Source organism: Flavobacterium reichenbachii (assembly GCF_002217435.1).
GTDB classification, from domain to species: domain Bacteria; phylum Bacteroidota; class Bacteroidia; order Flavobacteriales; family Flavobacteriaceae; genus Flavobacterium; species Flavobacterium reichenbachii.
This window is the reverse complement of record NZ_MUHF01000001.1, coordinates 74,415-93,298: the sequence shown is the minus strand read 5'-3', so window position 1 is coordinate 93,298 and position 18,884 is coordinate 74,415. Positions and strand designations below refer to the sequence as shown.

Below are 18,884 nucleotides of genomic sequence, written 5' to 3'. Positions count from 1 at the left end.
ATGTGTTTCACGACAAAAATGCATTGTATACACTACAATTTGTCGTTTTTTCCCTTAGCAACATTACTTGCTCAGGTTCTTTGGGTATGATCTCAGCTCGTTATTTAGAGCACCCCTTTGAGACAGTGCAAATGTAATGTTAAAAATTTCAAAAATCAAAACAATATCAAAAATCAAAAATAAATTCTAAACAATGAATTTAATCTAAATTTGGTTTCTTTCGTGACTGCTTTATTTCTGAAACATTCTTTTTATCCTTGATTCGTTTTTTTATTACTGATTTCGGAATCTTGGTTGCTTTACGAACTTTAGGAACAAATAATCCTTTTTTAATAATTTCTAAAAAACGTTTTATAACAATATCTTTATTTTTAAGCTGGCTTCTGTCTTCGTCACAATTTAAAATAAGAATATTTTCAGTGGTCAAACGAGCACCAATGTTTGTTTGCAAAAGCAGTTTTTCTTCTTCAGACAAAGCCTGAGAAGCATTCAAATCAAAAGTCAAAACTACTTTTGATGACACTTTGTTTACATTTTGTCCGCCCGCACCACTGCTTCTAACTGCTTTAAAACCTAATTCTGATATGATTTTATCTTTATCCATTATTGTGGCTGATGTGCAGGTTTTAATAAATCGTTTACTGTTTTTACCGGATTAAAAGTAATCAAAGGTACAGCTACAAAAACAGTCAGCCAGTTTGTCATTGATCCATTCCACAATCCCGGCAATTCGTAACTTCTAACTGATTTTCCTTCAATGCTTTTTTCTACAATAAAACCCGACTTTTGATCTACAAATTGTTTCAAATCAAATTTCTCATTTTTGTAGTTTTTAATTCCGCACACTAAATCAACAGGATTAAAATGTGTTGCTTCTTCTAAAATTGCAACCTGATTTTTATTCCCTAAATCTACCTGAGATGTTTCTACAATCTGAAGAGAAATTTCTCCCTTATTATTCATTACCCAAAATGGTCCTCCGCCTGGTTCCCCTTCATTTTTAACCATTCCGCAAACTCTAATAGGTCTGTCTAACAAATCTTTAATTTTAGCTATTTTATTCTCAAATGTAAATTTATTAAAATCTTTAGTCATTTTAATATTCAATTTTTGAGTCAAAAAGTCTACAATTTCAGCAAGACTGTTTTCATTTATTTCTTGTTTTTCGATAGTTCTTAAACAGTCGAATACTTTTTGCTGAATTGCAATTAAAATTCCGCCTAAAGCTTTTTTATACAAGGTAATTTTATCAATATGGTTTTGAATTACATTATCTATGTTTTTAATAAAAATGATATCTGAATCCAGATTATTCAAATTTTCAATTAAAGCACCGTGTCCTCCCGGCCTGAAAATCAAACATCCATTTTTGTCTCTTACAAGTTTATTTTTTAGATCAACATTTATAGAATCTGTACTTTTGCTCTGATAGGAATATTTTATATTAATTTTTGTTCCAGATGGTTTTTCTATCTTTTCTTTAACCTCATCAACTGCTTTTTCAAATAAGTCCTGATGAATTTCTGACACTGTAAAATGCAAATTCGAACTTCCTTCTGCTGTAGCATAATGCACACATTCGTTTAAGTGTTCTTCAATTGGGTTAGCAATATGGGTTTTATATTGATGAAAAGGCAGAACTGCTTTTGGTTTGTTAGCCGAATTAAAATAATCAGAAGACAGCAGAACTTTTATGAAATAGTAGTTTTTATAATCTCTTTCTAAAATTTCAAAATCAGGATAAATCTCTTTTAACTTTTTATCAACCGTATTAAAAAACGGGAACTTATCCATTCCAATAATAAAGATTGCAAGTTCTTTATCCTTTTTTCTATTAATGTAGGCATTTATAGTTTCTTTCTGAATGTCAAAATCATTTATAAAAGCGCTCAAAAACTTAAACATTCTAGTTGCTGCACCAGAAGCAGGAACGAATTTTTTAATTTTTAATTTTTCCTTTTGACTGTCAAAAAACAATGCTTTTTCTTCAAAATCTGCTTCTGATAAACTTAGAATTCCGTTATCAATTGTAGCAGGACTTATCAAATTACTTTTGGCTATGCCGCTTTTGAATATTTTTAATTGCTTTAAAATATTTTCAAAAGGAATACCGTGATTATAGATTTCAACAAAATCTTCAGACGAAAAGCCTTTGTCTTTTGCCTTGCTCAAAGCATCAATAATTTTTGTGGCTTTTGCCAAACGACTTTCTTTGTCACCAGAAAGCGTTATAAAAGGTTTTCTAGTATCAATTAAAGTTTGTTTGAAAACAGAAAACACCGTTTCTCTTCCTTCCGCAGTATCTCTAATGTCATCTTTTTCCCAAGGCACATCAATATCCGTCAGGAAGAATAAATCATAATCATGTTCCAGCGCCGCTTCATTTAAAAGTGGATCACAAAAACCATAATATACTTCAGAAAAAACTTTGGTTACCATCAAATTAGTATCGCAGAACAAGTATTTTTTTGCCGAAGAAAGTTTTTCATTTTCCAATGCAGCCTGTCCGTAAGCAATAGGCATCATGTCATTGGCCACACATACGTGCTGGTTTTCCTCCCATTTTTTCTGCAGATAATCGCGTGCAAATTCTGGAACCCATTCGGTTTCATAATATGCCGCGAGTTGTTTTGCTAAAGTTGTTTTTCCTGTGCTTTCAGGCCCAAATAAAGCAATTTTTATTATTGTTGTTTTTTGCTGTCTAAGATTTTTCTCCATTCTAAATAAGCTGCAATAGCCAAAATTGTAAAAATTAAATACTGAAGTGACATCATCCCTAAACCGCGGTAAGCGTAAAGGGGTACCACAATAATATCACCGATAATCCAAAGCGTCCAGTTTTCGATTTTTTTTCTGGCCATGTACCACATTCCTGCAAAAAATATTCCTGATGAAATCATATCGACATAATTATCTTCTTTGATTTCTTTTCCAAAATATTTATAAATGCCGAAAACTACAAAAATGGTTATAAAAAAGAGCAGAACTCCGATTATTTTTTCATTAAAACTTGTTCTCGTAATAGGCAGATTATCTTCTTCAGTTCCACCTTTTGACCATACATACCAGCCATAAATACTCATAATAGAGAAATAAGCATTGATAATCATATCGCCGATGTAACCCGCAATAAATAAAAGATATACCGAAATTACTGTTGCAATTAAACCCGTTGGATATACCCAGATATTTTCTTTTTTAGCAAACCAAACACTTAAAATCCCGCACACAAAAGCCAAAAATTCTAAAAGAATATGCCATAATGGAGCATCTTTATAATTATGTAAAAAAAAATCGATCATTGGGGATATTTTTGGTTATTAGTTATAATTCAAAAAAATGGCTGTTATTTTCAAAAGCTGTTCCAATTACCACTAAGTCTGCACCTGCTTTATAAGCATCTTGAATACCATGCAAATCTACAATTCCTCCTCCAACAATTATTGGAATTTGAACATTTTGAGCTATTAACTCTATCATATCTAAAGGAACAGCCTGTTTTGCACCGCTTCCCGCTTCTAAATACACAAGCTTATTTCCGAGCATTTCTCCTGCCTGCGCAGTGGCCAAAACCAAATCCAGATCCTCACGATCCAGAGGCTGGGTTTTACTGACTCTTGCAACGGCTGTTTCGTTACCGCTTTCTATTAAAATATATCCTGTCGAAATAATTTCCAGATTGGTTTTCTTTAAAATCGGAGCTGCTTGTACCTGATATTCTATCAAATAGTCTGGATTACGCCCAGACAGCAGCGATAAAAACAAAATAGCATCGGCTTGAGGAGAAATCTGCGAGGGATCTCCTGGAAATATCATAACCGGAAGATTTGTTTTCTGTTTTAATGCTGCAATTAATTCTTCTAAAATAGTAGCCTGAACAATACTGCCGCCAACAAAAATATGAGTTGCAGGCGATTCGTTTATTTTTAGTAAAAGGTGTTCCAGATTCTCCCAGACAATTTTATCAGGATCTAAAAGAATAGCCAGAAGCTTTCGTTTTTCTTGCTTAGCTTCTATAATCTGCTGGTATATATGTGGCATTTTTAATCTCATAATTGGGCGTAAAAGTAAAAGTTTTTTAATGTAGAAGAACTATTTTGAATCAATTATATTTGTGTCAGGCTTTGAATAAAAAAAGATAAACCTATGATCGCTATTGAACTGCTGGAAAAATACGGTGCTGTAAAGAAATTTTACGACAAGGCTTCTGTAATTTTTGAAGAAGGAAATCTGCCCACACATTATTATCAAATTATTACTGGAGAAGTAAAAATGAACAATTATAATGATGACGGACGTGAATTTATTCAAGGCATTTTTTATAAAAACCAATCTTTTGGTGAGCCCCCTTTATTTTTAAATCAAAAATATCCTGCGAGTGCAGTTTCAGTTGAGGACTCTCAAATTCTTTTTCTTCCTAAAACAAATTTCATGAAAATGCTGGAAGAAAATGCATCAATTAGTATTAAAATAATCGAAAATCTAGCCCAGCGTTTATACTATAAATCGGTTATGGCAGCCGAAATGTCTACGCATGAACCTGAACACCGTGTTTTAAAATTAATCGATCACGGAATTGAATATTTTAATTTTAAAAAAGACGCCAACGGTTATCTCATTAATTTTACCAGACAGCAAATTGGAGATTTAACGGGTTTACGGGTAGAAACTGTTATTAGAACGATTAAGGCTTTGGAAAAAAAAGGTGTTTTGAAGATTATAAACAGAAAAGTATACCGATAAAATAGTTCTTGTTTTATGATTTAAGTCATAAAACGCAGCAGTATAGTGAGCGTATCTTTGTGGTATAAAAATCTCAATATCATGACACTATATCAAACAACATTCGAAAATTTCAATAAAAATTATATTGGTTCTGCAACAATGGCTGTAATTGGCCAAAGCTGTTTAGGTGCAGCCGCTGCAATGTATATTCTTTCTCACGGAACCTCAATTGGTCAAATGATACAATTGGCTATTATAGTATTGGCGTGTATATTAGCAAATACTTCTATTTTAGCGCAAATGAAACATAAAGTAGTATTTAACTTTATTCTCTCAAGTGTTGTATTAAGTATTATATTTATAATTGTGAACAATTTCATATTATGAAAAAACAAATAGAAACCAGAGCTGACATTTCTTTTTTAGTCCATCAGTTCTATGCTAAAATAAGAGCCGATGAAGAAATCGGCTTTTATTTTAATACGATGATAAAAGACTGGGAAGCACATCTCGAAAAGCTGACAGATTTCTGGGAAACCAATTTATTTGCCATAAAAAAATACAAAGGTAATCCGCATGAAGTGCACAACAAAGTAGACGAGCATTTTGACGGACAGATTACTTCGAACGAATTTGGAATCTGGCTTAACTATTGGTTTCAAACTTTGGACGAACATTTTGAAGGAGAAAATGTAGAAACACTAAAAAGACGCGCCAGAAAAATGGGCACTTTTTTGTTTGTGAGCATGTTTGAACATCGTAAGAAATTGGCTGAAAATTCTTGAGAATCTTAGAGAGTAACGCATTCTATGTCCTTGCGAGGAACTAAGCAATCACAGTAACATTAATTGATTTAGCAAATGAGATTGCTTCATTACTCGCAAAGACCAACTTCACCTTTATTGGAATTTTACCCAATTTTATTTTTCAAAAGCATAAACTAAAGTAAACTTCCCTTCAAAATTATCCGATTTGATTTCTTTATAATGAACATCAAAGTCTTTTACTAAATCATCAAAATGAAGACTGGCTTCTGTTTGATTTTCGTTTAGCGAAAAATCACAAATTCTGATATGATCTTTAAAACTGATTCCTTTTTCGTTTCTGATTTTAAAAATCGCTTCTTTCGCACCCCAGATCACGGTAAGTTTTTTAACGTATTCCTGCAAAACATTCGGATTCAGATATTCAAATTCCGTATCCACAAATTTATCAGCAATGCGAAGGATTTTTTCACGCTGCAATTCCATATCGATTCCCACAGTTTCATGACTAATAATGATTGCCGCAAAATGATAAGAGTGCGTAATCGAAATATAATTATGACAATCGAAATAGGGCTTTCCGAATTCGTCATAATGCAGATCGTGATCTGTAAAACCCATTTCCTGAATCAGCATTCGAACGCTTAAAAAGGCACGCTGATGCAGCTGTGATTTCATTCCGTCCAATCGCAGTTTTGTTTTCTCTTTTAAAACTACTTTACTTAATAACTCGTCAAAAGATTCGGTTATTTCCCAAATTAAAATCTTAGTATTTACACTGCATTGTATAGTCTGAAATAAAGGCATTTTTTTAAATTATGAATTGTAAATTGTGAATTGTGCATTTTTAAACTATATAAGTAATATAAGCAAATATAATTTTAGAATCTAAAAAATGCGTTTAGTAAATTTAAGCAATTAGTAAAGAAAGTACATTCCAAAGAATCTTTTTTAAATGTACTTACATAATTTATATGGTGAAAATTAATTTTGAAACTAATGATCTATATATTAAGAAAGTAAACATTTCACAAATCTTACAAAAGATAGTAAAAATTCTAAAGTTATTCCGTAAATTTGCAAAAATTTTACAATAACAAATATACTATAAATGAGTACTACAACTACGCCTTTTGTGGCTTTCAAAGTAAAAGACATTTCTCTTGCGGCTTGGGGAAGAAAAGAAATTGAATTAGCTGAAGCTGAAATGCCAGGTTTAATGGCGCTTCGTGCTGAATATAAAGACGAACAACCTCTTGCAGGTGCTCGTATCGCTGGATGTTTACACATGACGATTCAGACTGCAGTTTTAATCGAAACTTTAATCTCTCTTGGTGCAGAAGTTACTTGGTCTTCTTGTAACATTTTCTCTACACAAGATCAGGCTGCTGCTGCTATTGCTGCTGCAGGAATTCAGGTTTACGCTTGGAAAGGTCTTGATGAGCAGTCATTTGACTGGTGTATTGAGCAAACTCTTTTCTTTGGTGAAGATAGAAAACCATTAAACATGATCCTTGATGATGGTGGAGATTTAACTAATATGGTTATTGATCGTTTCCCAGAATTGGTTCCTGGAATAAAAGGTCTTTCTGAAGAAACTACAACTGGAGTTCACAGACTTTACGAAAGAGTAAAAGCTGGAACTTTACCAATGCCTGCAATCAACATTAACGACTCTGTTACTAAATCTAAATTTGATAACAAATATGGTTGTAAAGAATCTGCTGTAGATGCTGTACGTCGTGCAACTGACTTAATGTTAGCTGGAAAAAGAGTTATCGTTTGCGGATATGGTGATGTTGGAAAAGGAACTGCTGCTTCTTTTAGAGGTGCAGGATCTATCGTAACAGTTACTGAAATCGATCCAATTTGTGCTTTACAAGCTGCAATGGACGGTTATGAAGTTAAAAAATTAAACACTGTAATTGCTACTGCAGATATCATCATTACCACTACAGGAAACAAAGATATCGTTCTTGGAGAGCACTTCGAGCAAATGAAAGATAAAACTGTCGTTTGTAACATCGGTCACTTTGATAACGAAATTGATATGGCTTGGTTGAACAAAAACCACGGTGCATCTAAAATCGAAATCAAACCACAAGTTGACAAATATACAATCGCTGGAAAAGACATCATCATTCTTGCTGAAGGTCGTTTGGTAAACCTTGGTTGTGCTACAGGTCACCCAAGTTTTGTAATGAGTAACTCATTCACTAACCAAACTTTGGCTCAAATCGAATTATGGAAAAACAGCGCTGCTTACAACAATGACGTTTACATGTTACCAAAACATTTAGATGAAAAAGTTGCTGCTTTGCACTTAGCGAAATTAGGAGTTGAATTGGAAACTTTACGTGACGATCAAGCTGCTTATATCGGTGTTCCGGTTGAAGGTCCTTTCAAACCAGAATACTACAGATACTAAATAAATTTAAGATTGAAGATTTCTGTCCCGAAACTTTGGGATTAGATTTCTTTGATTATCCATATCAAACCCGACACGTTTTAAAAACCTGTCGGGTTTTTTGTTTCCAGTTCTGACATAACTCGAAACCTGAAACTGAAACTTTTTTAATCTAAAACAATCTGGGCATGCCACCATTTTAAAAAAGGCCCAAATCACTTTTGCTTACATTGGGCCTTTTTCAAAATGCTGTCGCGCTATCCGCACTGCTTCGGCAGTTAGCTCCTATCCCTCATGCATACGTAAAACAGACCAATCAAATTAATCAGATATTTTAGACGATTTTTAAAAATTAAACATAAATTTGAATTATAATAAATCCCCCAATATCTATACACCAAATTATGAAAACACGTCATATTTTAATCCTATTAATGCTTTTGCCAATTCTTACCAACGCACAGTTTTCGAGCGCGCAAAGACAAATGCAGTCTTCTAATGCTATGTTTGCACAGCAAAACAGAATGTTCATGCAGCAACAGCAGCAGCAACGAGATATGAACCGCATGCTTCATAACGTTCAGACAACAGAAAGCAAACTAGCAAAAGAAGAGCGAAGACAAAAAAAACTCGAAGAAAAATCAATAGAAAAACAAGCCGATCTCAAAACAAAACAAGCACAATTAGCTGCTCTAGAAAGCAGCAATACTGATAATAAAAAAGAGATTGAAAAAGCTAAAAAACAAGTGAGCAAATCTGAAACTAAACTAAATAAATCAAAAACAGATTTGGAATCCAGTTCAGAAAAAATTGAAGCTTTAAAAAAAGATATTGAATCTGCTAAATTGAAAAAAGAAGAATTAGCCAAAAAACAAGAAGAAGAAAAGAGAATCCACGAACAGGAAAAAGCTGAAAAGGAAGAAAAGAAAAGATTGGAGAAAGAAGTTAAAAATTAAAAATATGCAAACCCGGCAGATTTAGACCTGTCGGGTTTTTTGTAACTGAATTTATGATAATGGAAGATAGTATTAAAAGGACTTTTAAATTGAACTGCGAATTAGTTGAATATATAAATGAAATGGATTTAGAAAATTTGAAAACCCATTTTGAGATTAATGCGGCTGTATTTGAAGAAATCCAGGAAGAATTATTCGAGTATTTTGAAACCAAAGATTTACCAAAACTAAAAATACTGGAAACTCATTTCAGCATCTTTAAATACGATTCGATTGAAGGATTTGGAATCGAAGCAAAATTATTTACCGCTAACGACAAAGAAACCGAATTAACTTTACATACCGAATTTGACAATAATCAATTAAGATTTAAGTTAATTGAAGTAATGTAGAATCTTAAATAAACGATAAATTGGAAAGCTATTATCTAACCAAATCAGGAAAAGATAATCTTAAATAATTTCTTCTCATTTCATACAAAGCTTAACTTTGCATAAACCCGAAACCATGAAGAATTTTTTATTTCTATTCATTGCCATAATCTTCGAAATTATCGCCACATCAGCATTAAAAAAGTCTGAAGAATTTACCAAACTAATTCCCAGTATCATTACCGTAATTGGTTATTGTGGTGCTTTTTACTTTTTGAGTTTTGCCATCAGAACCATTCCTGTTGGCTTTGCCTATGCCATTTGGTCTGGGGTCGGAATTGTTTTGATAACGATTATTGGCGCTGTTTTTTTCAAAGAAATCCCTGATTTGCCAGCAATTATTGGGTTGAGTTTAATTGTAATTGGAGTTATTGTAATTAATGTTTTTTCTAAAACTACGGCACATTAGAATTTTTGTTTCAGGCTCAAGTTTCACATCCCAACCAACTTGAAAACTGAAACTTAAAACAAACAAAACAAAAACTTTTCAGCAAGTTTCGGATTTTATTTCCGCAGAAACCAATCGATCTTTGTCTTATAAAATGGAAAGAAGATGAACACACAGGAAACTATCAATTATAATCGTATCGCAGAAGCCATCGATTATATTAAAGCTAATTTTAAAGAACAACCCAATCTCGATGAGGTTGCAGAAAAAGTGCATTTGAGTCCGTTTCACTTTCAGCGGCTTTTTAGCGATTGGGCAGGAACAAGTCCGAAGAAATTTTTACAGTATACCAGTCTCGAACACGCTAAAAAATTGCTCAAAGAAAATCAGGCAACCATTTCTGAAACAGCTTACGAAACAGGACTTTCGGGTACAAGCCGTCTTCACGATTTATTTGTAAATATTGAAGGAATGACACCCGCAGAATATAAAAATGGCGGTAAAAATCTGCAGATAAACTACAGTTTTGCCGAAAGCCCATTTGGAAATATTATTGTGGCTTCGACTGAAAAAGGTGTTTGTTTTATGGCTTTCGCCGAAGATGAAGCAGTCGGATTTGAAGCTTTAAAACACAAGTTCCCAAATTCCCAATTTCTGAAAAAACTAGATCTATTACAGCAAAACGCACTTTTTATTTTTCAAAATGACTGGAGTAAATTATCGGAAATTAAACTTCATTTAAAAGGCACCGATTTTCAGCTGAAAGTATGGGAAACTTTATTAAAAATTCCGATGGGACAGCTTTCTACTTACGGAACAATCGCCCAGCAAATCGAAAAACCAAATGCATCAAGAGCTGTAGGAACAGCCATTGGCAGTAATCCTGTCGCTTTTTTAATTCCGTGTCACCGTGTGATTCAATCTTCTGGAATTTTTGGCGGTTACATGTGGGGAAATACTCGAAAAACAGCGATAATTGGCTGGGAAGGTTCTCAGATAAATCTATAACCTTTTTTTGCCACGAATTACACCAATTGCACAAATTTTTCATTTCGTTAATAAAAATTAATTCGTGTTCATTCGTGTAATTCGTGGCAAAAAAAAAAAACAAAAAAACCTTTATGCAAAATATACAACAAAAAATTGCTTCTCAAAACTGGGAAAGCATCACCGAATCTATGCACGAAAATGGCTTTGCCATTCTTTCAAATATTCTCACTAATGCAGCATGCGAAACTCTAAAAGCAGATTATTTAAGTCCTAATTTATATCGAAAAACTGTTGTTATGGAACGATATCGTTTTGGTTTGGGCGAATATAAATATTTCAATTATCCTCTTCCTGAGTTAATTCAAAACATACGGACGTCAATTTATCCTAAATTAGCACCCATTGCCAATGCATGGATGAAAGCTTTAAATATCAATACTGTATTTCCTAATTTTCATGAAGAATTACTCAAACAATGTCACGAAAATAATCAGCTTAAAGCAACCGTTTTAATTTTAAAATATGGTAAAAGTGGTTTTAATACTCTGCATCAGGATTTATACGGAGATATTTATTTTCCTATTCAAATAGTACTTTTTCTAAATGAACCCGACGAAGATTTTACGGGCGGAGAATTTGTTTTAACGCAGCAAACTCCGAGAGCACAATCAAAAGCTATTGTTTTAAAGCCCAAAAAGGGAGATGTTTTAGTTTTTACGACCAATTTTAGACCTGTAAAAGGCACAAAAGGTTATTATCGCGTAAATATGAAACATGGCGTCAGCGAAATTCATTCTGGTGAAAGATATACACTTGGAATTATTTTTCATGATGCGTTAAATTAAGGTGCAAAGGTTCAGAGGCGCAAAGGCGCAAAGTTTTTTCTCATTTTATGTCATTTCGACGAAGGAGAAATCTTCGCGAGAATCTCGACAAAGATGAGATTCTCGTTGCGGAGTTACTTGCGAAGATTTCTCCTTCGTCGAAATGACAAACAGTATGGAACTTTGTCAAAAAAACTTAGCGTCTTCGCGACTTTGCGAGAGAGTTACTCACTTGAAAGACGCACTGCTGTGCGTCTCTACGACAAACACACACACACAAACAAATGAAAAACCATTGTGAAATATCCGATTCAGATCTTCGAAATAAAATTAAAAATGCGGAAATTTGTTTCGGTGGCAACAGAAAACTAAAAATTTACGGAACACTAAAATGCAGTTCCGGAAAAAGGATGAAACGAGAAAATCGGGTTTTCTTTTCTTCTGAAAATGGAGCTAAAGAAAAAGGTTTCAGACCTTGCGGACATTGTATGAAAACCGAATATCAAAACTGGAAAAATGGACTTATTTAATCCGCATACAGACGAAACTACAAATTTGCTTCCGAAAGATGGAACGGTGAATTATTATGGAAAATTATTCTCCAGAGAAAAAGCCCATTTTTATCGTGACATTTTATTGAATACTATTGAATGGAAAAATGACGAAGCAATTATCTTTGGCAAATTAATTTTAACCAAAAGAAAAGTAGCGTGGTATGGCGACCAGGAATTTGAATATACATACTCGAATACTACAAAAAAAGCATTACCGTGGACAAAAGAACTTTTAGAATTAAAAAAAATAATTGAAGAAAAAACAGGTGAAACTTTCAATTCTTGTCTCCTCAATTTATATCATTCCGGTGAAGAAGGCATGGCCTGGCACAGCGATGCCGAAAAAGATTTGAAAAAAAATGGCGCTATTGGTTCTGTAAGTTTTGGCGCCGAACGCAAATTTGCTTTCAAACATAAAGAATCTAAAGAAACTGTTTCATTGATTTTAGAACACGGCAGTCTGTTGGTAATGAAAGATGAAACGCAGACACATTGGCTGCATCGGCTGCCGCCAACCAAAACTACTCAAAAACCTAGAGTTAATTTGACTTTTAGGACTATTGATTTAAAAATACTTTAACCGTAAGATATTAGTGAAGATTTAAAAATTTAATTATTTCTTTTTCGAAATAACATTTTGATACGAAAGCTGCAACGCGTCTTCAAACATTTCTGGTCTTACTTTTGCAATTTCTACTATGGTCCAGCCTTGCTTTCCCCATTTATTCGGAATAGGGTAAAAAATCATTTCGCTTGACGAACAAAAAACAGATTGTTCAATTTCGCTTAATTTTAAAACTGCCTGATTATTCTTTTCGTCAAAAGAGGCAAAGATTTTTTTCTTTATTCGAAAAGACGTCTTTTCAAAATGAGGCTCTTCTACTGCGTCTGGAAATGCTAAAGCTAAGGTTCTAAATGTTTCAATCGTAACCATATTTTATTTAATTAATCATTTTACCAGCCTTGAGTTAATCCGTTTTTCAAGACCTCATCATATTTTTCCTTATCAAAAGAATATAAATTTGGAGCTTTGTGCGCCACATTACTCTTCTTTTCGTCCAGCTTAGTCAAAATTCCGATGTTGGTTATTTTACGGAGAAAGTTTCTTCTGTCTAACTTTTTATCCAAAATAGTTTCATACAATTTCTGAAGTTCCGGAATAGTAAATTTCTCCGGCAGTAAGTTATAGCCAACAGGCATTAAATTCAATTCTGTTCGAAGTGTATCCAAAGCTTTATCTAAAATTTCTTTATGATCTAAAATTAATTCCGGCACTTCTTTATGGTCAATCCATTCTACAATTTCGTCATGATTTACAGGATTAGGAATTATTTTCAGAAAATCAACCAAAGCATAATATCCGATAGTTACAAAACGCTGTGTCAGCCATTTTCCTTTTTCTTCCTCAATTTTAAGATACTCTAAAACATTTTTTCCAAAATGCTGATCGTTTCTGCTTATTTTTCCAAAAGTTGCAAATTGTCTTAAAAAAACTCCTTCAACTCCAGTCCGGCTGTTTAGAACTGTGACCGCTGCTGTATCAATATCCTGATCAATAGGAATAAAACCACCTGGAAGCGACGATTTTGTGCTTCGTGGCACTTTAATTAATAACACTTTTAGATGATTGTCATGAAAACCAAAAATCACACAATCTATAGAAAGTCCAGGTTGGTAATTTTGATTGTTTTCTATAATGTCTTTAAGCATTTTATTAAGTTAAGTTACTAGTATGTTTTATATTAAAGATGCAATTTAATAATTTTTATTTTTAAAACTTCTTTCTGCTTTTACAGAAAATTTTAAAAGTGTATAAATCACAATTTTTACTTAAAATGAAAAATAACAATAAAAATTAAGTACATTGCGTCATAATAACACATTTATGTTAAAAATTGTTGTTTTTTAAAATATTAAAAGAATAATACTACAAAATTATTGATGTTTGAATGTCAAAAGATAAGAAAGAACAGAATCAGTAAATCAACGCGAAGTTATGATTACCAATCCGTTAAAAAATTTAAACAAAAAAATAACAACCAAAATATGGACATCTTTTGGTTTTGTTTCTAAAACTTATCTTTTAGAAGCTTCTATAAAATATAGTGAAGAGCAGGAAAGAATTTTCAACCAGATGATTGTTGAAACGGAATCGAAAGATAAAAAGGCAAAACGTGAAGCTTTCGATAAAGCTTTATATGCTTCTTACAAAGGAATTGGTGCTATGGATTTTATAAATACTGTCTTAAAATAATTCAATTTCTTTTTGTAATTCTGCATTTTAATTTAAAAACTTGCCTGATTCTCATCATCTTATAATTCTTTACTCTTTAGCTCATTTTGTGGTCTTTTTCACCCACTTTTCAACACTAGAATGCTTGTACTCTAAATCTTCAAAAAAAATATATTTTCAAATACGTATTTCAAAAATTAATCAGTAATTTGATACTTTAAATATTCAAAAATTTGGTATTTTTGAAAGATAAAAAAGAAAGATTATACTTACGTAAAATATATTTATGGAAAACATTATTCAAGCAGAAAATTATAAGATTCAAAAACCCGAAGCCTGGGCGTCTAACATCTCTGACGATCAACTTATTGAAAACATAAAAGAATCTGATTTTTCTATCAAACAAACAGATGAAGGACGCGACTATTGTTATTTTTTGGATAAAATTTATTATACAAATGATAACGAAAACAGTGAATATGCCTGCCTCGCTTATACACTGAACGACCCTTCTAACTTAGAAAGAGCTTCTGTTGTAGATGTAGTTGTGGAGGAAAGTGAAACTTATATTATACACAGAATAAGTGTTTTGAGAGACGGCGTTTTGGTAGATAAAATTCCAGATACAAAAATCAAAGTTTTAGACAGCGAAAACCAAAGCAGCGGCGGTGTTTTGAGCAGTAATAAAAAAATCAATATTACGATCAAGGATTTACGTTTGTATGATATCTTGATTATGGAAGATTCTAAAGTAAAAGTATTTTCTGAACGTGATTTTTTACGCAGAGAGTTTTCTAAATATGTTTGGGTAGGACCAGACAGTTATTGGGCTTATGGTAAATATAAATTTACCTTTATCAATGACCGCGAAAAAACAGTAGCATACAAAAAGACTTTTTTTAGAGATGAAAACGGAAATGTTTTAGAACCTGAAATTAATTACTTGAAACAAGGTGAAAAATTTATAATCGAAAAAGAAGATTACATCAACTTTGTTGATTCAAATCGAGAAGTTTCTGCTTTTATAGATTTTGCAACAGAGAGTAATTGGACCGATTTATCAAATTATATTTCGCCAATTTATGAGGATATTTTTGCTAAAGCTTCTCTTCCTGTTTTTGCACCAGATTTGGTTGAAAAACTTAATAAAATTACAGATAAAGATGATCAGCTGCAGTTTGCGATAGAATATGTCCAAAATCACATTAATTACATTTTTAATGCTGACGAAATGAACGGTCATAAACCACAGGAACCGGCCGTAACATATGAAAACAAACAAGGAGACTGCAAGGCAAAATCGGTTTTGCTGAAAGTAATTCTGGACTACATTGGTATTGATTCGTCTGTTATATTGGTCAATTTCAATACAGATTTCTATATTAAATATTATCTGCCTTCGTTATTAACTTTTAACCATGTTATTGTAAAAGTAAATTATAAAAATGAAAATCATTTTGTTGATGCTACACTTCGTGACGAATTTGGATTAATAGAAAACCGCGGATTTACCTATTTTATGCATTATTTGGAAGTTAAACCAAATCAACAATTGCATATTAAGGAACCTTCTCGTTTCTCTTATTATGCGGTTGATGAAAAATCGGAATTGGTCGCGCAAAATAATATCGGAAAACTAAAACTAACAACAAAATACAAAGGAAACCGCGCAAATAATATGCGCAAATACTTTAAAAACACAAACAAAAGAGAAATCATCGACAGCTGGAATAATTTCTTTTTTTATACTCTTAATTATAGTAACGACAGAAACGGAACTGACCTTAGAATTATATTTAAAGATGCTGTAATTGAAATTGTAAGCGACGACAAAAAACTTAACGAATTTACCGTTGAATATAAAACAACTATAGAAAATCCATATTTTACAGATGGAAAAAACAATCGTTTCTTAATGTATTTTGATCGTAATATTATCAAAAACAGTGCAAGAGATTTTATGCATAAAGACGTTACTTTCTGGCATAATTTTGATAACGAAAGATATGAAATCAGTCTTCTGACGGATCAGACAATAGATGTAAGCGAGAAATTTACGATTCAGGAAAGCACAATCAATAATCCTTATTTTGATTATACCAGCCGTAAAAAAATCACCAAAAATGGCGGGACGGTCTATATTGATTACAAACCATTGGTTAACTTAGAAATTCCAGAAAAAGACTTTGAAGAATTTAGAACGGCTCATCATAAAGTTGCAGACAGCAATTTTGGAATTGGAGTCGATATTATAGAAGAAGGCTTTTTGAATAAACTAAAATTCAGTTTCAAAAAGCATTTTAATTAAATTTATACAAAAAAGCGGAGTCATCAAAACTCCGCTTTTTTTTCAATTACATGATTTTTAGAGATTGTAATTTTAATTGAACTTAAAATCAGATTTAAGCTTAATATCTGCAGACGAAGCTCCAATCATCACTTCAAAATCTCCAGGCTCAGCTGTCCATTCTAATTTATTATTGTAGAAAGAAAGTTTTTCTTTATCAATCGTAAACTCGATTGTTTTAGATTCTCCTGCATTTAGTTTTATTTTTTGAAAATCTCTTAATTCTAAAACTGGTCTTACTACAGAACCAAATTTATCTTTAAGATATAACTGCACTACTTCTTCTCCAGCTGCTTTTCCAACGTTTGACAATTGAAAAGAAACTTTAATTGTTTCGTTATTTTTCATCGAAGCAGAAGATAATTTCAGATTGGAATAATCAAATTTTGTATAACTCAACCCGTATCCAAAAGGAAATTTTGGTGAGTTTTTTAAATCGATATAAGCTGAAACATAATTTTTTGAATCTTCATCTTTTGCAGGTCTGCCGGTGCTGTAATGATTATAATAAATTGGAATCTGCCCTACTTCTCTAGGAAAAGTCATTGGCAGTTTTCCAGACGGATTATAATCGCCAAACAGCACATTTGCAATAGCATTTCCTGCTTCTGTACCCAGCCACCAAGTATAAAGGATTGCAGGAACATTATCTGCTGTCCAATTAAAAATAAGCGGTCTTCCGGCATTTACCAAAACTATAACTGGTTTTCCTGTTGCCTGTATTGCTTTTACCAAATCTTCCTGAACTCCTGGCAAATGCAGATCGCTTCTGCTTTTTGCCTCTCCGCTCATATCGCGTCTTTCTCCGATACTTAAAATTACAACATCTGCTTGTTTTGCAGCAGCAACTGCTTCGGCAAAACCATCTTTATTATCGCCATCTACCTCGCATCCTTTTGCATAAAGCAGTTTTGTATTTTTACCCACTTTATTCTGTAAACCATCCCATTGAGAAACAACCCATTTATCGTAGTTCACTTCTGGAAGTTCTACAGACCAAAATCCCATGTTTGCTTTGTATTCTTTTACCATTGGTCCGATAAAAGCAATCGTTTTTAGGTTTTTAGAAAGTGGCAATGTCTGGTTTTCGTTTTTTAATAAAACAATACTTTTTTCTGCTGCTTCAAGTGCTGCTTTTCTATTTTCCGGATTATTAAGTTCTTTTTCTGCTCTTTTTTCGTCTGAATAACGGTACGGATCGTCAAACAGACCTAGTTCATATTTCTTACGGAGAATTCTTTTTACAGCATCATCAATTAAATCAATAGAAACTCTTCCTTCTTTTACTAATTCTGCCAGATTATATCGGTAAGCATTACTTTCCATATCCATATCACTGCCCGCAGTAATAGCAGCATAAGCCGCTTCTTTCAGATCTTTTGAGTAACCGTGTGCTACCATTTCCCCAATAGATCCCCAGTCTGAAACTACAAATCCCTGAAAGTTCCATTTACCTTTTAAAATATCGCGCTGCAAATGTGCATTGCCTGTTGCCGGAATTCCGTTTAAATCATTAAATGAATTCATAAATGTGGCTGCTCCTGCATCAAGAGCCGCTTTGAACGGAGGCAGATAGGTTTCTAGAAGCATTCTTTCGCTCATATCTACTGAGTTATAATCTCTTCCTCCAACTGCTGCTCCATATGCTGCAAAATGTTTTACGCAGGCCATGACAGAGTTTAAATCGCCTAATTTATTTCCTTGAAATCCTTTTACTCTTGCGTAAGCAATTTTAGAACCCAAATAGGTATCTTCTCCTGCACCTTCCATTACACGTCCCCAGCGCGGATCACGCCCAATATCTACCATTGGCGCAAAGGTCCAGTGAATACCGCTTGCAGATGCTTCTGTTGCTGCAACTCTTGCTGCTAATTCTATTGTTTTTAAATCCCAGCTTGCTGCTTCTGCCAACGGAATTGGAAATGTTGTTTTGTATCCGTGAATAACATCCTGGCCAAATAACAACGGAATTTTAAGTCTTGACTGCATTGCCAGTTCCTGATATTGTCTGGTATATTTTGTTCCGATAATATTGAGCATCGAGCCTATTAAACCCGCTTTAATTTCGGCTTGCTTGTTTGGGTTTATCGTAATTGGACCCGTTGCCGAATTGTCTCCCGTATATTGATTAAGCTGACCAATTTTTTCTTCAATGGTCATTTTTTTCAATAGAGCATTTACTTTCTGATCTATTGTTTCTTGTTGTGCCATCGCAAAAAACGAGACGAACAGGAATGTAAAAGTGGTTATTTTTTTCATGAAATT

21 protein-coding genes are annotated in these 18,884 nt (G+C 33.1%); 13 read left to right on the top strand and 8 right to left on the bottom strand.

Going from position 1 to position 18,884, the window contains the following annotated elements:
- Positions 1-199 precede the first annotated feature (199 nt).
- From arfB to B0A68_RS00355, 4 genes are read right to left on the bottom strand one after another with little or no spacing between them, the layout of a single operon-like run.
- Complete coding sequence (gene arfB / locus B0A68_RS00370) at positions 200-604, bottom strand: alternative ribosome rescue aminoacyl-tRNA hydrolase ArfB (protein WP_035685875.1); 405 nt, start codon at positions 602-604, stop codon at positions 200-202.
- A complete protein-coding gene (locus tag B0A68_RS00365; protein ID WP_035685877.1) occupies positions 604-2,718 on the bottom strand; it encodes a DUF4301 family protein in 2,115 nt (704 codons plus the stop codon). The genes arfB and B0A68_RS00365 overlap by 1 nt, the downstream gene beginning before the upstream one ends.
- Positions 2,682-3,302: a nicotinamide riboside transporter PnuC gene (pnuC, locus tag B0A68_RS00360; RefSeq protein WP_035685880.1), complete on the bottom strand. Its 621-nt coding sequence runs from the start codon at positions 3,300-3,302 to the stop codon at positions 2,682-2,684. The genes B0A68_RS00365 and pnuC overlap by 37 nt, the downstream gene beginning before the upstream one ends.
- Before the next feature lie 22 nt (positions 3,303-3,324).
- The gene (locus B0A68_RS00355; protein ID WP_240475258.1) at positions 3,325-4,041 is read right to left on the bottom strand and encodes a phosphoglycerol geranylgeranyltransferase; all 717 of its coding nucleotides are present in this window, start codon (positions 4,039-4,041) and stop codon (positions 3,325-3,327) included.
- Positions 4,042-4,146: 105 nt separating this feature from the next.
- Here B0A68_RS00355 and B0A68_RS00350 point away from each other — a divergent pair, with 105 nt between their 5' ends.
- From B0A68_RS00350 to B0A68_RS00340, 3 genes are all read left to right on the top strand, one after another.
- Complete coding sequence (locus B0A68_RS00350) at positions 4,147-4,743, top strand: Crp/Fnr family transcriptional regulator (protein ID WP_035685885.1); 597 nt, start codon at positions 4,147-4,149, stop codon at positions 4,741-4,743.
- Positions 4,744-4,824: 81 nt separating this feature from the next.
- The gene (locus B0A68_RS00345) at positions 4,825-5,112 is read left to right on the top strand and encodes a hypothetical protein (protein WP_035685888.1); all 288 of its coding nucleotides are present in this window, start codon (positions 4,825-4,827) and stop codon (positions 5,110-5,112) included.
- Entirely contained in the window at positions 5,109-5,510 is a 402-nt protein-coding gene (locus tag B0A68_RS00340) for a group III truncated hemoglobin (protein ID WP_035685891.1), read from the top strand. The genes B0A68_RS00345 and B0A68_RS00340 overlap by 4 nt, the downstream gene beginning before the upstream one ends.
- A gap of 135 nt (positions 5,511-5,645) precedes the next feature.
- On the opposite strand, the gene B0A68_RS00335 is transcribed toward B0A68_RS00340, so the two are convergent.
- Positions 5,646-6,296, bottom strand: a complete 651-nt coding sequence (locus B0A68_RS00335) for a 4'-phosphopantetheinyl transferase family protein (protein ID WP_035685894.1) — start codon at positions 6,294-6,296, stop codon at positions 5,646-5,648.
- 304 nt (positions 6,297-6,600) lie between these two features.
- On the opposite strand from B0A68_RS00335, the gene ahcY reads away from it, so the two are divergent.
- From ahcY to B0A68_RS00295, 8 genes are all read left to right on the top strand, one after another.
- A complete protein-coding gene (gene ahcY / locus B0A68_RS00330; RefSeq protein WP_035685897.1) occupies positions 6,601-7,917 on the top strand; it encodes an adenosylhomocysteinase in 1,317 nt (438 codons plus the stop codon).
- A gap of 383 nt (positions 7,918-8,300) precedes the next feature.
- Positions 8,301-8,852 (top strand): hypothetical protein, encoded by a 552-nt coding sequence (locus B0A68_RS00325; protein ID WP_123947461.1) that lies wholly within the window; start codon positions 8,301-8,303, stop codon positions 8,850-8,852.
- A gap of 59 nt (positions 8,853-8,911) precedes the next feature.
- Entirely contained in the window at positions 8,912-9,244 is a 333-nt protein-coding gene (locus B0A68_RS00320) for a hypothetical protein (RefSeq protein ID WP_035685903.1), read from the top strand.
- A 115-nt stretch (positions 9,245-9,359) separates the two neighbouring features.
- The gene (locus B0A68_RS00315; protein ID WP_035685906.1) at positions 9,360-9,692 is read left to right on the top strand and encodes a DMT family transporter; all 333 of its coding nucleotides are present in this window, start codon (positions 9,360-9,362) and stop codon (positions 9,690-9,692) included.
- Positions 9,693-9,836: 144 nt separating this feature from the next.
- Positions 9,837-10,679, top strand: coding sequence for a bifunctional helix-turn-helix domain-containing protein/methylated-DNA--[protein]-cysteine S-methyltransferase (locus B0A68_RS00310; RefSeq protein ID WP_035685908.1), 843 nt, complete (start codon positions 9,837-9,839; stop codon positions 10,677-10,679).
- A 113-nt stretch (positions 10,680-10,792) separates the two neighbouring features.
- On the top strand, positions 10,793-11,506 hold the full coding sequence (locus B0A68_RS00305; RefSeq protein ID WP_035688246.1) for a 2OG-Fe(II) oxygenase: 714 nt from the start codon (positions 10,793-10,795) through the stop codon (positions 11,504-11,506).
- Positions 11,507-11,769: 263 nt separating this feature from the next.
- Positions 11,770-12,015 carry an Ada metal-binding domain-containing protein gene (locus tag B0A68_RS00300; protein WP_035685910.1) on the top strand — a complete coding sequence of 82 codons (246 nt, stop codon included), beginning with the start codon at positions 11,770-11,772 and terminating at the stop codon, positions 12,013-12,015.
- Positions 12,002-12,619: an alpha-ketoglutarate-dependent dioxygenase AlkB family protein gene (locus B0A68_RS00295; protein WP_035685912.1), complete on the top strand. Its 618-nt coding sequence runs from the start codon at positions 12,002-12,004 to the stop codon at positions 12,617-12,619. Before B0A68_RS00300 ends, B0A68_RS00295 begins: the two co-directional genes overlap by 14 nt.
- 33 nt (positions 12,620-12,652) lie before the next feature.
- Here the strand turns inward: B0A68_RS00295 and B0A68_RS00290 are convergent, their stop codons facing one another.
- Together B0A68_RS00290 and B0A68_RS00285 are read right to left on the bottom strand one after the other, a co-directional pair.
- On the bottom strand, positions 12,653-12,973 hold the full coding sequence (locus tag B0A68_RS00290; RefSeq protein ID WP_035685914.1) for an MmcQ/YjbR family DNA-binding protein: 321 nt from the start codon (positions 12,971-12,973) through the stop codon (positions 12,653-12,655).
- A gap of 20 nt (positions 12,974-12,993) precedes the next feature.
- Positions 12,994-13,749 (bottom strand): NUDIX hydrolase, encoded by a 756-nt coding sequence (locus B0A68_RS00285; protein ID WP_035685916.1) that lies wholly within the window; start codon positions 13,747-13,749, stop codon positions 12,994-12,996.
- A 286-nt stretch (positions 13,750-14,035) separates the two neighbouring features.
- On the opposite strand from B0A68_RS00285, the gene B0A68_RS00280 reads away from it, so the two are divergent.
- The gene (locus B0A68_RS00280) at positions 14,036-14,293 is read left to right on the top strand and encodes a hypothetical protein (protein WP_035685918.1); all 258 of its coding nucleotides are present in this window, start codon (positions 14,036-14,038) and stop codon (positions 14,291-14,293) included.
- Positions 14,294-14,558: 265 nt separating this feature from the next.
- On the top strand, positions 14,559-16,580 hold the full coding sequence (locus tag B0A68_RS00275; RefSeq protein WP_035685920.1) for a DUF3857 domain-containing protein: 2,022 nt from the start codon (positions 14,559-14,561) through the stop codon (positions 16,578-16,580).
- A 72-nt stretch (positions 16,581-16,652) separates the two neighbouring features.
- Here the strand turns inward: B0A68_RS00275 and B0A68_RS00270 are convergent, their stop codons facing one another.
- A complete protein-coding gene (locus tag B0A68_RS00270; protein WP_035685922.1) occupies positions 16,653-18,878 on the bottom strand; it encodes a glycoside hydrolase family 3 N-terminal domain-containing protein in 2,226 nt (741 codons plus the stop codon).
- Between the last annotated feature and the right edge of the window lie 6 nt (positions 18,879-18,884).

Bases quoted from the DNA above. Each gene is read 5' to 3' on its own strand.
- arfB (WP_035685875.1), bottom strand. From the start codon at position 604: ATGGATAAAGATAAAATCATATCAGAATTAGGTTTTAAAGCAGTTAGA.
- B0A68_RS00365 (WP_035685877.1), bottom strand. From the start codon at position 2,718: ATGGAGAAAAATCTTAGACAGCAAAAAACAACAATAATAAAAATTGCT.
- pnuC (WP_035685880.1), bottom strand. From the start codon at position 3,302: ATGATCGATTTTTTTTTACATAATTATAAAGATGCTCCATTATGGCAT.
- B0A68_RS00355 (WP_240475258.1), bottom strand. From the start codon at position 4,041: ATGCCACATATATACCAGCAGATTATAGAAGCTAAGCAAGAAAAACGA.
- B0A68_RS00350 (WP_035685885.1), top strand. From the start codon at position 4,147: ATGATCGCTATTGAACTGCTGGAAAAATACGGTGCTGTAAAGAAATTT.
- B0A68_RS00345 (WP_035685888.1), top strand. From the start codon at position 4,825: ATGACACTATATCAAACAACATTCGAAAATTTCAATAAAAATTATATT.
- B0A68_RS00340 (WP_035685891.1), top strand. From the start codon at position 5,109: ATGAAAAAACAAATAGAAACCAGAGCTGACATTTCTTTTTTAGTCCAT.
- B0A68_RS00335 (WP_035685894.1), bottom strand. From the start codon at position 6,296: ATGCCTTTATTTCAGACTATACAATGCAGTGTAAATACTAAGATTTTA.
- ahcY (WP_035685897.1), top strand. From the start codon at position 6,601: ATGAGTACTACAACTACGCCTTTTGTGGCTTTCAAAGTAAAAGACATT.
- B0A68_RS00325 (WP_123947461.1), top strand. From the start codon at position 8,301: ATGAAAACACGTCATATTTTAATCCTATTAATGCTTTTGCCAATTCTT.
- B0A68_RS00320 (WP_035685903.1), top strand. From the start codon at position 8,912: ATGGAAGATAGTATTAAAAGGACTTTTAAATTGAACTGCGAATTAGTT.
- B0A68_RS00315 (WP_035685906.1), top strand. From the start codon at position 9,360: ATGAAGAATTTTTTATTTCTATTCATTGCCATAATCTTCGAAATTATC.
- B0A68_RS00310 (WP_035685908.1), top strand. From the start codon at position 9,837: ATGAACACACAGGAAACTATCAATTATAATCGTATCGCAGAAGCCATC.
- B0A68_RS00305 (WP_035688246.1), top strand. From the start codon at position 10,793: ATGCAAAATATACAACAAAAAATTGCTTCTCAAAACTGGGAAAGCATC.
- B0A68_RS00300 (WP_035685910.1), top strand. From the start codon at position 11,770: ATGAAAAACCATTGTGAAATATCCGATTCAGATCTTCGAAATAAAATT.
- B0A68_RS00295 (WP_035685912.1), top strand. From the start codon at position 12,002: ATGGACTTATTTAATCCGCATACAGACGAAACTACAAATTTGCTTCCG.
- B0A68_RS00290 (WP_035685914.1), bottom strand. From the start codon at position 12,973: ATGGTTACGATTGAAACATTTAGAACCTTAGCTTTAGCATTTCCAGAC.
- B0A68_RS00285 (WP_035685916.1), bottom strand. From the start codon at position 13,749: ATGCTTAAAGACATTATAGAAAACAATCAAAATTACCAACCTGGACTT.
- B0A68_RS00280 (WP_035685918.1), top strand. From the start codon at position 14,036: ATGATTACCAATCCGTTAAAAAATTTAAACAAAAAAATAACAACCAAA.
- B0A68_RS00275 (WP_035685920.1), top strand. From the start codon at position 14,559: ATGGAAAACATTATTCAAGCAGAAAATTATAAGATTCAAAAACCCGAA.
- B0A68_RS00270 (WP_035685922.1), bottom strand. From the start codon at position 18,878: ATGAAAAAAATAACCACTTTTACATTCCTGTTCGTCTCGTTTTTTGCG.